Annotated in this window: 7 protein-coding genes; all 7 read right to left on the bottom strand. The window is 70.6% G+C overall.

What is annotated here, in order from left to right; all coding sequences use genetic code 11:
* Positions 1-39: 39 nt before the first annotated feature.
* The gene (locus tag CTE05_RS06595) at positions 40-1,062 is read right to left on the bottom strand and encodes a LacI family DNA-binding transcriptional regulator (RefSeq protein WP_146845304.1); all 1,023 of its coding nucleotides are present in this window, start codon (positions 1,060-1,062) and stop codon (positions 40-42) included.
* Between the two features lie 63 nt (positions 1,063-1,125).
* Positions 1,126-3,132, bottom strand: a complete 2,007-nt coding sequence (locus CTE05_RS06590) for a beta-galactosidase (protein WP_146845303.1) — start codon at positions 3,130-3,132, stop codon at positions 1,126-1,128.
* Positions 3,129-5,252, bottom strand: a complete 2,124-nt coding sequence (locus CTE05_RS06585) for a beta-galactosidase (RefSeq protein ID WP_146845302.1) — start codon at positions 5,250-5,252, stop codon at positions 3,129-3,131. Before CTE05_RS06585 ends, CTE05_RS06590 begins: the two co-directional genes overlap by 4 nt.
* Positions 5,253-5,307: 55 nt before the next feature.
* The gene (gene lacZ, locus CTE05_RS06580) at positions 5,308-8,313 is read right to left on the bottom strand and encodes a beta-galactosidase, LacZ type (RefSeq protein ID WP_146845301.1); all 3,006 of its coding nucleotides are present in this window, start codon (positions 8,311-8,313) and stop codon (positions 5,308-5,310) included.
* Positions 8,310-9,122: a carbohydrate ABC transporter permease gene (locus CTE05_RS06575; RefSeq protein ID WP_246123346.1), complete on the bottom strand. Its 813-nt coding sequence runs from the start codon at positions 9,120-9,122 to the stop codon at positions 8,310-8,312. Before CTE05_RS06575 ends, lacZ begins: the two co-directional genes overlap by 4 nt.
* A complete protein-coding gene (locus CTE05_RS06570; RefSeq protein WP_246123344.1) occupies positions 9,115-10,089 on the bottom strand; it encodes a carbohydrate ABC transporter permease in 975 nt (324 codons plus the stop codon). Before CTE05_RS06570 ends, CTE05_RS06575 begins: the two co-directional genes overlap by 8 nt.
* 89 nt (positions 10,090-10,178) lie before the next feature.
* Entirely contained in the window at positions 10,179-11,492 is a 1,314-nt protein-coding gene (locus CTE05_RS06565) for an ABC transporter substrate-binding protein (RefSeq protein WP_146845300.1), read from the bottom strand.
* Positions 11,493-11,791 lie beyond the last annotated feature (299 nt).

The raw sequence follows: 11,791 nt of genomic DNA, 5'->3' as shown, positions 1-11,791 counted from the left end.
GTGCACAGTGCGGACGCGAGACGTGCCCTGGTTGCCCTGTCAGGAGGGGGCCGTGCTGGCGCGCACCACGAGCGACGTCGGCAGCGTGACGGCGGCCGGCTCCCCGCCCTCGATGAGCTCGACCAGCAGGCGCACCATCTCGACGGCGATCCGCTCGAGCGGCTGCCGCATGGTGGTGAGCGGCGGGTCGAGCGTCGCGGCGAGCCCGGAGTCGTCGAAGCCCCCGACCGCGACGTCGTGCGGGACGCGCCGGTCCGCCTCGCGGAGCACCTGCAGGGCGCCCGCGGCCATCAGGTCCGAACCCACGAAGACGGCGTCGAGGTCGGGCCGGCGATCGAGGAGCGTGCGCATCGCCGCCGCGCCACCGTCGCGCGAGTAGTCGGCGTGCGCCACGAGCGACTCGTCGTACAGCGGCCCGAGCTCGTCGCGGTAGCCCGCGAGACGGAGCCTGCCCCCGGGGGTGTCCAGGGGTCCGGTGATCGTCGCGATCCGGGTGCGGCCCAGGTCGAGCAGGTGTCGCGTCATCCGCCGTCCTCCGCCGAGGTCGTCGGCGGAGACGTAGCCGAGGCTGCCCTCGAAGCCGAGCGGGACGCCGCAGGAGATCATCGGGATGCCCTGCCGCACCAGCGCGTCGAGCAGCCGGTTGCCGCTGTGCGACGAGATCGCGAGGACTCCGTCGACGTGCCCGGCGCCGACGTAGGACAGGACCTGCTTCTGCTCGTCGGGGGTGCCCGCCACCATGAGCAGGAGCGGCATGCTGCGCGCGGCCAGCGCCCGGGCGGCTCCGCGCAGGAGGATCGAGAAGTTCGGGTCCTCGAAGAGCAGGTGCTGGGGCTCGGTGAGCAGGAACGCCACCGAGTTCGACCGTCCGGTGACCAGGCTCCGCGCGTGCTGGTTGGCGGAGTAGCCGGTGGTCCGGATCGCCTCCTGGACGGCCGCGAGCGAGTCCGGCGACACCCAGTGCCCACCGTTGATGACGCGTGAGACCGTGCCCCGGGACACGCCGGCCGCAGCCGCGACGTCACGGATCGTCGGGCGCTTGCGCGGCGCGGTCGGTCCCATCGCACGAGACTCTAGGGGAACGGGGTCGCAAGTCACGCCTCCGACCGCGCCGGCGGCGGGGGTTCAGCCCTCCCGGACGACGACGACGCCCCGTGCCGGGACGACCGCTCCCGCCTCGTGACGTCGGTCGGCCACGAGGTCGTGCCCGGAGACGTGCAGCGGAACGTCGGTGCCGGTGTGGTTGAGCGCGAACAGCCAGCTCCCGCCCGCGCCGGTCCGACGGACGACCTCCAGGCCACCGGGCGACGGGACCAGCGACGAGACGCCGGCCGCCGCGAGCACGCGTCCGAGCAGGTCGGCCAGGGACGGGTCGTCGAGGCGGGTCGACAGGTACCACGCCCCACCGCCCGACCGCGCGCCTCGGCGGGTGACCGCAGGACCGCCGGCCGACGGACCGTCGAGGTAGGTCGCCAGCACCTCGGCGCCCGTCGACGTCATCCGCTCCGTCCAGACCTCCCCGGTGCTCCCGTCGCTCAGCGTCGCGGTCCCGCCGGCCGCCAGCGGCGCGAACTCCTCCACGCGCACCCCCAGCAGGTCCCGGAACGCACCCGGGTACCCGCCGAGCAGCACGCGGTCGTGCTCGTCGACGATGCCGGAGAAGTACGAGACGAGCACCTCCCCGCCACGCGCCACGACGTCGGTCAACCGGCCCGCAAGGTCCGGTGGGGCCAGGTAGAGGGTGGGCACCAGGACGACGTCGTAGCCGTCGAGCGACGACCCGGCCGGCAGGACGTCCACCGCCACGCCCGCGTCGAGCAGCACGCGGTGCATGCGCTGGGCGACGTCGAGGTAGCGCAGGTCGACCGTGGGGTGGGCCTCGAGCTCGGCGGCCCACCACGCCTGCGTGTCCCAGAGGAGCGCCACGCGCCCCTGCTCCACCCGGCTCCCCCGCACCTCGGCGAGGCGGCCGAGGGTCGCGCCGAGCTCGACGACCTCCCGGAACAGCGAGGAGTCCCGTCCGGCGTGCGGAACCATCCCGGAGTGGTACTTCTCCGCACCCGCGCGCGACTGGCGCCACTGGAAGAAGAGCACCCCGTCCGAGCCGCGGGCGACGTGCTGGAGCGAGTTGCGCAGCATCTGCCCGGGTTCCTTGGCGATGTTGCGCGGCTGCCAGTTGACCGCGCTGGTGGAGTGCTCCATGAGGACCCACGGGTCGCCACCGGCCAGCCCGCGGACCCGGTCCGCGCTGAAGGCGAGCTCCGCCCAGCCGTGCGGGTCCTCCGCCCGCAGGTAGTGGTCGTTGGACACGATGTCGACCAGCGGCGTGGTCTGGGTGTAGTCGATCTGGTGGAAGTCGCCCATCACCATGTAGTTCGTGGTCACCGGCAGGTGCGGCGTGACCTCGCGCAGCACGGCCGCCTCGGCCTCCAGGTGCGCGACGAACGCGTCGGAGGAGAACCGCTCGAAGTCCAGCCGCTGCCCCGGGTTCGGGATGGTCGTGGTGCGTCGCGGCGGCAGGATCTGCTCGAAGCTCGCGTAGCGCTGGCCCCAGAAGGCGGTCCCCCAGGCCAGGTTCAGCGCGTCGATGTCGGCGTACTCCTTGCCCAGCCAGTCACGGAACGCGGCGGCGGACACGTCGCAGTAGCAGCGACCGTTGTGGCAGGCCAGCTCGTTGGAGACGTGCCACATCTTCACCGCGGGGTGGTGGCCGTACCGCTCGGCGACCACCCGGGCGATGCGCGTGGCGTGGTGCCGGATGACCGGCGAGGAGACGCACCAGGACTCGCGGCTGCCGTGCGTGAACCGGGTCCCGTCGGCGTCGACCGGCAGCATCTCGGGGTGCGCCAGGTGCAGCCAGACCGGTGGCGCGGCGCTGGGCGTGGCCAGGTCCACACCGATCCCGGCCTCGTGCAGCAGGTCGAGGACCCGGTCGAGCCAGCCGAAGTCGAACACGCCCTGTGCCGGCTCCAGCTGACCCCAGGAGAAGATCCCGACGCTCACCAGCGTCACGCCCGCCTCACGCATGAGCGCGACGTCCTCGGCCCAGACCTCCTCCGGCCACTGCTCCGGGTTGTAGTCCGCTCCGAACGCGATGCCGTCCGTGGGCCACCGGCCCGACCAGCGGCTCACCGGGCCACCGCCACGAGCACGTCCCACGCGCCGAGGGTGACGGTGTCGCCCCCGGTGAACCGGGTCGGGGTCGGCGAGGACCCGTGCGGCGCCGCGACGACGTCGAGGTCGGTAGGAACGATGACCATGGTGGCCTCCCAGGACCAGTTGTGGACGACGTGCACGCGCGCGCCGTCGGGTCGGGTCGAGCTGTGCACGGTGACGCTCGGGGGCAGGTCGGACCAGCCGGCGAGCGGGGTCGGCACCAACCAGCGCGCGAGGCTGCGCGCGAGCGTCAGGTCCGGCACCGTGCCGACGACCGTCACCCGACCGGTGCCGTACGCCCGCGTGGTGACCGCCGCCCAGGCGCCCAGGTGCGGGTGGTCGTAGGTGGCGAGGACGTCGGCGCCGTCCGCGACGAGGCACTCGGCCCAGCCCGTCGCTGCCGCGCCCTCGTCGAGCGGGAGCTCGGCGGACCCGCGCACCGGGACCGGCTCGTCGAGGTTGGCGAACTCGTCGTACCAGGCACCGGCCGGCCCGGACAGCCGTGCGGGCTGGATCTCCGCCCGAGCGCGGGCCTCGTCGTCCGCATATCCCGTCCGCGGCCCGACGACCAGGTGCCCGCCGGACTCGGCGTACCGGCGGAGCCAGTCGAGGTCGCGGTCGGAGGCCGGATAGTAGCCCGCCGCCACGAGGACCGGGTGCGTGCGGGCGGCGTCCGCCGGCTCCTCGTCGAAGAGGTGGCGCGGGCGCACCACGCGCGCCTGGAGCCCGGCGTCGAACGCGCCCCGGTAGAAGGCCGCGACGATCCTCGGGTAGCTGTCGCGGTCCCCGCTGCCGTCGGCGAGCTGCAGCGGCGGCTGGGCCGCGAGCGCGAACCGCGCCTTCGTCGAGCTCAGGATCGCGATGTCGGCGTCGGGCGTCGCATCGGCGATCGCACCGCCCGCGCGGGCGAGCTCGGCACCCAGGCGGGCGATCTCCGCGTAGGCGCGACCCGGGCGCCCGCTGTGCGGCAGCACGCCGCCCCAGTAGGTCTCGGCGCCGTAGTGCAGCGTGTGCCAGTGCCAGTACTCGACCATCCGCGCGCCCCGCGCGACCAGCGCCCAGGCAGCCTGACGCCACTGCCCCGGGTAGGCCGGGTAGTTCGTGCTCGGCCCACCGATCGCGGAGGCGTCCGTCTCGGTCACCAGGAACGGCTCGCCGCGGCTCGAGAACATCACGTCCGCGACCTGGAACAGCGCCCAGGTGCCGGTGGTCGTCCAGTACTGCGGCACGACGGCGGCGCTGGGGTGCGCGAGCCCGTCCTGCATGCGGTAGTAGGGGTTCCCGCTCGTGACGTCGAGGACGGAGGCGAGATCGGCGTCCTCGAGGGCCGGGCGCTCGTAGGAGATGCAGGTGGTGACGAACTGGTCCGACCGGGCGAGCTCGCGCACCGTGCGGGCCTGCCAGTCGATCAGCTCGGTGGTCAGGGTCGCCTGGAACTCGCGCCAGGCGAGGTCGTACTGCGGCTGGGCGTTGCCGTCCGGGGTCCACAGGTCCGCCCACGTGGACAGCCGGTGCGACCAGTAGACGAGCCCCCACTCGCGGTTCAGGGTCTCGACGTCGCCGTACGTGTGCCGGAGGTGGTCGACGAACCGCTGGAACACCCCGTGGTTGTGCAGGAGGTGCTCCCCGGGCTCGTTGTCGACCTGGAAGCCGATCACGGCGGGGTGGTCGCGGTAGTGCTCGACGATCCTGCGCAGGACCCGGTCGGCGTGGAACCGGAACACGGGGTGCGTGAAGTCGGCCTCCTGCCGGGCGCCCCAGCCCATCGGCCGGCCCGTGCGGTCCTCGCCCGCGACCTCCGGGTACCGCCGCACGAGCCACATCGGCACCGCGTAGGTCGGGGTGCCGATCACGACGTCGATCCCCCGGGCCAGCGCCCCGTCGAGGACGGGCTCGAGCCAGTCCAGCTCGAACCTGCCCTCGTCCGGCTCCCACGTGGACCAGACCGACTCCCCCACGCGGATCACCGAGAACCCCGCGGCCTGCATGAGGTCGAGGTCACGCTCCAGCGTCTCCGGCCGCGGGTCCTGTCCCGGACCGGCGTACTCGTAGTAGTACGCCGCGCCGAAGCGCACTCGGTCGTGCTGCACTGCCATGGTGGTCGCTCCGTGGTGGTGAGGACTGCGCCCGGGTTCAGGCAGGGGGAACCGGCTAGAGGAGCCCGCGGAAGGCGAACCGGAACGTGAGCTCGGTCTCGGTGGGCAGTCGGTACTCGGGATGCGTCTGCGCACCCCAGGAGTCGTCGCCACCGACCCCGCGACGCTGGAGCGCGGGTCGCAGGACCGTCTGGTAGATCGGCGGCAGCTCGGTGTGGTGGGCGGCGTTCTCGATCTCGAACGGCGTCCACGGCAGGGCCGACAGCTCCATGCCCTCCGCCGACTCCAACCGCAGACCCGCCCCCCGCTCGTCCGTCACGGTCGCCCAGCGCACGCCGGTGCGGCTGCCCGCCTCCTGCGGACGCAGGTAGGGCGTGAGCGACGTCCGGACGTCGGCCTCCCACACCCCCAGCCGCGCACCTGCCCGGCGGTCGACGTAGGACTCCTCGGGCCCGTCCCCGTACCAGCGCAGGCGGTGGAACGCGTGGTCGGTCGCCAGGAGGAGACCGAGCTCGGGCATGTCCGACAGCCCTGCACCGGGTCGCACCGTGAGTGTCACCTCGACCCGACCGTCACCGTCCACGAGGTAGGAGAGCTCGCACTCCCCGACGGGTGCGGTGGGCAGCTCGTACCGGAAGCTCACGAGGACCCCCGAGTCCGTCTGCTCGACGGCGGGATGGTCGGCGCCCCGGACGGCCGTCGCGTACCGGCTGGCGACCAGCCACGCCCCGTCCAGCGCCGGAGCGCCCCACCCACGCTCGTTGGAGGTGGGTGCGTGCCAGAACGACGGTCGGGGCACGGACCGCAGCAGCTCACGGCCACCGTCGTGCGTCAGCCCGTAGCGGTACGAGACGAGCCCCCCGTGCAGCCGGGAGAAGAGGGCGGTGAAGTGCCGCCCTCGCACACCCACGTTGTGGATGCCTGCGACGACCTCCGGCAGAGCGACCCGCCGGGCCGGCGCCGTGGCCGGCACGACCACGACGGTCTGCTCGTGGGCGACCTCGTGCCCGGCCGCCGCCCAGCGGGTGCTGCGACGCAGCCGGAAGGACACGTCGACCGTGTACTCGCCGGACGCGGACGGCACCGTGACCGGGAGCGCGTAGACCTGCGACGCCCCGGGGGCGACGTCGGTCTCGAGCACCGCCTCCTGGAGCACCCTGCCCTCCCGGGCGACGGTCACCACGCACTCGTGCGCCGACGAGGACGTCGCCAGGTGCCGGTTCTCGACCGTGACCTTGTCGCTGCCCACCGAGAGCCGGTAGCCCTGGTAGAGGTAGCGCACCTCCTGGGCGAGCGGCTTGAGCGAGCGATCGGCGAAGACGATCCCGTTGCCGCTGAAGTCCGAGTCGTGCGGCGCGTCACCGAAGTCGCCGCCGTAGCCGAAGTACTCGCGGCCGGCGGGGTCGGTGCGCCGCAGCGCCTGGTCCGCGAAGTCCCAGATGAACCCGCCCTGGAACAGCGGCTCGCGGTAGGCGAGGTCGACGTACTTGTGGACCGCCCCGAACGAGTTGCCCATCGCGTGGGCGTACTCGCACAGGACGTAGGGCTTGTCGCGGTGCGTCGCGAGAAACTCCTCGATCTCGGCGGCCGGTGCGTACATCCGCGAGACGACGTCGGTCGTCTGCGGGTGCCGCGGGTCCCAGTGGACGCCCTCGTAGTGCACCGGCCGCGAGTCCCGGCGGCGGAAGTACTCGGCGACCTCCAGGATGCCCGTCCCGCCGAACGACTCGTTGCCGCACGACCACAGGACGACGCTGGGGTGGTTCTTGTCCCGCTCCAGCATGCTCGCGGCGCGGTCGAGCAGGGCGGGCAGCCACTCGGGACGGTCCCCGGGCAGCGCCACGTCGGTCCCGGCCCCCGCGAACCTGATCAGGTCCCACATCCCGTGCGACTCGAGGTTCATCTCGTCGATGACGTAGAGGCCGTACTCGTCGCACAGCTCGTAGAAGTACGAGTTGTTCGGGTAGTGGCTGGTCCGCACGGCATTGATGTTCAGCCGCTTCATGAGGCGGATGTCGGCCTCGGTCTGCTCCCGGGTCATGACGCGACCCTGGAGGCCGAAGTCGTGCCGGTTGACGCCATTGAAGACCACACGGGACCCGTTGACCTTCAGCAGACCGTCCTCGATGCCGAACCGTCGCACTCCCACGCGCACAGGGACGTGCTCGGTCAGGCGGCCCGACGCGTCGTGCACGTCGAGCGTGAGGTCGTACAGGTAGGGGTCCTCCGCGCTCCACAGCCGCGGGCCCTCGATGCGGACGACGAGCTCGTCGTCGCCCGTGAGCGGTCCGGCACCGGCGACCCTCGCGTCCACCCGGCCGTCGCCGGCCAGGACGACGCGCACGCGCACCGTCGCCTCGGAGAGGTCGTCGGCGACGTCGGTCACCACCCGCACGTCCTCCACGTGCACGGCGGGCCGGCGGTACAGGACGACGTCCCGGAACAGGCCCGAGAACCTGAAGAAGTCCTGGTCCTCGATCCACGACCCGGCGCTCCACCGGACCACCTGCGCCACGACGAGGTTCTCCCCGTCGACCACGAGGTCGGTGAGGTCGAACTCCGACGGGGTGAACGAGTCCGTCCCGTATCCGACGTAGGTGCCGTTCAGCCACACGGCGACGGTGCTCTCCGCACCGTGGAAGCTCACGCTCAGCCGCTCGCCGGGCTCGAGCGGGTGCTCGAGGGTGAACGTCCTGCGGTAGGTCGCCACGGGGTTGTACCGCTGCGGGACCTGCCCGGCCTCGAGCTGCTCGTAGCCGTCCCACGGGTACTGCACGTTGGTGTACTGCGGGCGGTCGTAGCCGAGCAGCTGGACGTGGGCCGGCACCGGCACGTCGTCCCAGCCCGAGTCGTCGGTGTCCACCCGCTCGAAGCCGGGGACGACGAGGGCGGGGCTCTTCGCGTAGTGCAGCTTCCACAGCCCGTTGAGCGACTGCTCGAAGGAGCTCGTCCCGGTCTCCGCCTCCTGCGCGGAGGCGAACCACCGGTGGTCGGAGTGCGCGTCGAGCCGGTTCTCCCGGACGAAGGCAGGGTCAGCGATCCGGTCGAGGTCGAAGGTCACTTGATGGCCCCCGTGACTCCCTCGGCGAAGTGGCGCTGCAGCAGGAGGAAGACGACCATCGTCGGCACCGAGACGATGAACACCGCGAGCATGAGGCTCCCGTAGTCGGTGACGTACCCGGCGCGCATGTTCGAGAGCAGCATGGGCAGGGTCTGGTAGGCGTTGTCGACGAGGATCACCTTCGGCCACAGGAAGTTGTTCCACGAGAACAGGAACGTGATGACGCCCGCGGCAGCGAGCGTGGGCTTCATCGTCGGCAGGTAGATGCGCGAGAAGATGCTCACCTCGCCCAGTCCGTCGAGGCGGGCCGCCTCGATGATCTCGTGCGGGAACGTCCGCGAGGCCTGCCGGAACAGCAGGATCAGGAACGGCGTCGCAATCAGGGGCACGATGACGGCGAACGTCGAGTTCACCATCCCCAGCTGCGCGAAGAGCCGGAACAACGGGATCATCGTCGCCGCGAACGGGATCATGATCGCGAGGAGAAGGATGCCCATGACGGCGTCCTTCGCCCGCGAGTGGTAGATCTCGAACGCGTATCCCGCGATCGAGCACAGGATCAGGGCGAGCAGGGTCGTCAGGATGGCGTTGACCGACGAGTGGTACAGCGCCGACCACAGGGGCTGGGAGTCGACGAGCGTCTGGAAGTTCTCGACGAGATGGCTGCCCGGCAGCAGCTTCGACGCGACGACCTCGTTGCTCGTGTTCGTCGCCGAGACGGCCATGAAGTAGAGCGGGAAGACCGACAGGAAGACGGCGAGCGACAGGAACGCGTATGCGGGGATCCGGCGAAGCTGTGTCTTAGTCACGCTTGTCGCCCACCTTCATTTGAATGGCGGCCAGCACGGCCACGATGATGAGGATCGCGTAGGAGATGGCAGCCGCGTACCCGAAGTTCGGGCTGTTGCGGAACGAGACGTTGTACAGGTAGTGCGACACCGTCATCGTCGTGTTGCCAGGCCCACCGTTGGTGAGGTTGAACGACTCGTCGAACATCTGCAGCGTCCCGTTGGTCGACAGGATCGCGCAGAGCAGGATGATGGGCTTGAGCTGCGGCATGGTCACGTACCAGAAGGTCTTGAACCCGTTCGCACCGTCGACGCGGGCAGCCTCCAGGGTCGACCGGTCGATGTTCTGCAGCGCGGCCAGGAAGAAGATCATGTTGTAACCGGTCCACCGCCACAGCAGGCCGAGGATGATCACCATCCGTGCGGTACCCGTCTGGCCGAGCCAGTTGACGTTGTCGTCCAGCAGTCCGAACTTGATGAGCAGGTCGTTGGCCAGGCCGTCCGTCGCGAAGATCTGCCGGAACACCAGCGCGTAGGACACCAGACCCACCGCGCACGGCAGGAAGATCGCCGTCCGCCAGAATCCCTTGAACCTCAGCCACGGCGCGTTGAGCAGGTTCGCGAGCACCATGGCGAGGATGAGCATGATCGGCACCTGGACGATCAGGTAGATGAACGTCGTGCTCATCGTCAGCCGGAACGTCTCGTCCTCGAACAGCCGCTGGTAGTTCAACCACAACGGCTCGGCCCAGGTCAGCCGGGTCCCGCGTCCGGTCTGCAGCGACAGGAACAGCGCCTGGATCATCGGCCAGAAGTTGACCAGCACGATGAGTGCTGCGGCGGGGATGATGAACGCCCACCCCGTCAGGCTGCGGCGGCGCGCGATCGCCGACAGGGGTACCCGCTTCGAACGGTCGGGGGACTGCTTCGTCCCGTCGGGGGGTGCGCTCGACGCGCGGTCCTCGGTTGGTGCGGTGGGAGCAGACACGATCAGCTCACCTCTTCTTCGCCGGTGACGGACTGGGGCGGGGAAGCGGGCGGCGGAGCCATGGACCGACTCCGCCGCCCGCCCGGGGGTCACCCCATGGCGAACTCGACGGTCTGCTGCGCCTCCTCGAGCGCGGTGGCCGGGTCCGCACCGTTGAGGATGTTGGTGATGGCGACGCTCACGGCGTCGCGCCCCTCGTAGTAGTAGGCGCCCGTGTTGTTGCTGGGCACCTCCGCGGCGAATGTCAGGACGTCGGCGTAGATCGGCTGCCCGCCGAAGAACTCCTGCGGCTCGCCGTAGACGTCCGACTCACCCGCCGGGAGCCAGTTGGCGAGCGCGCCGGAGGCCGGGAGGATCGTGTCGTAGAACTCGGTCGAGCCGGCGAACGTGGCGTTCAGGAAGTCGGCGGCGAGCGCCTCGTTCCCGTTCGGGGTGATCGCCCACGACGAGCCGCCGTTCGCGGTGTAGTTGGTCGCACCGTCGACACCGTCGAGCTTCGGGACGTTGGTGACGGCCCACATGCCGGACTGGTCGGCTGCCGACTGGATGGAGCCGGAGATCCACACGCCGTTGACGACACCGGCCGTGTTCGAGTTGACGATCGTGTTGATGTACTCGTCCCACGAGTTCACCTCGACGAAGACGCCGGCCTCGACGAGCTGGCCGTACATGTCGATGGCGGCCAGCAGGGCGTCGTTGTCGGTGATGGTCGGCTTGCCCTCGTCGTCGAACAGGCTCGCGCCGGCGCTCTGCAGCATCATCATGATCGTGTCGGCCGAGCCGGCCTGGCCCGTGAGGAGCGGCTTGCCCGTCTTGGCCAGCACGTCCTTGCCGATGGTGAGGAACTCGTCCCACGTGATGTCGGTGAAGTCGTCGACCGTGTAGCCGGCCTGCTCGAGGATGTCCGTCCGGTACGCGCCGATCGCGGTCCCGTTGTCGAACGGCACCCCGTAGTTGACGTCCTCGTACGTGGAGTAGGCCACCACGGACTCGGGGAACTCGCTGAAGTCCACGTCGGAGTCGGCGAAGTCGGCGAAGATGTCCGGGTAGTTGATGACGTTCTTCTGGAACGCGTTGTTCTGCATGAGGAAGATGTCGGGCAGCTGGTCGGTCTCACCGGACTGGGCGAGCGTGGTCAGCTTGGTCTGCACGTCCTCCCACGGCGTCTCGACGATCTCGAGCTCGAAGTCCGGGTTGTCGGCCTGGAAGACCTTCTCGGCCTCCTCGAGGGCGTAGATGTTGAACGCCGGGTCCCAGGCCCAGACCGTCAGGGTGTTGCCGCCGGAGCCTCCGTCACTCGTCTCGTCCGAGCCCGAGCCACCGTCTCCGCCGCTGCAGGCTGCGAGGGCGAGGCTGAGCGACAGGACGGCGCCCAGCGCGCCGAGCGTGCGTGTCTTCTTCATCGGGTGATCCCTTCGTGCTGTCGGTCGTCCCGTGGACCGCCGCCGGCTCTCGCCGAGCCGCCGGCTCCCACCCCCTCGCCGCGACGTCGCGACGGGTGAGCGGGACAGGTCGACTGTGCTGTTGGAGGTCGTGCGCCGTACTGAGGGTCAGGCGGTGTGCCAGCTCTGCGCCGGAGGGGCCCGGTCCACGTCGACCATGAGCGACATCTGTGTCGATCGGCCCCATCTGGCGTTTGGTGACGTCACCATAGCAGCGTGTCTCGCCCCGTTTGGCGACGCTTTGGTAACGGTCTGACGCG

The organism is Cellulomonas terrae, from assembly GCF_007990265.1.
Classification (GTDB): Bacteria; Actinomycetota; Actinomycetes; order Actinomycetales; family Cellulomonadaceae; genus Cellulomonas; species Cellulomonas terrae.
Note: the sequence above shows the minus strand (reverse complement) of the source record. Positions and strands in the feature narration are given on the sequence as shown.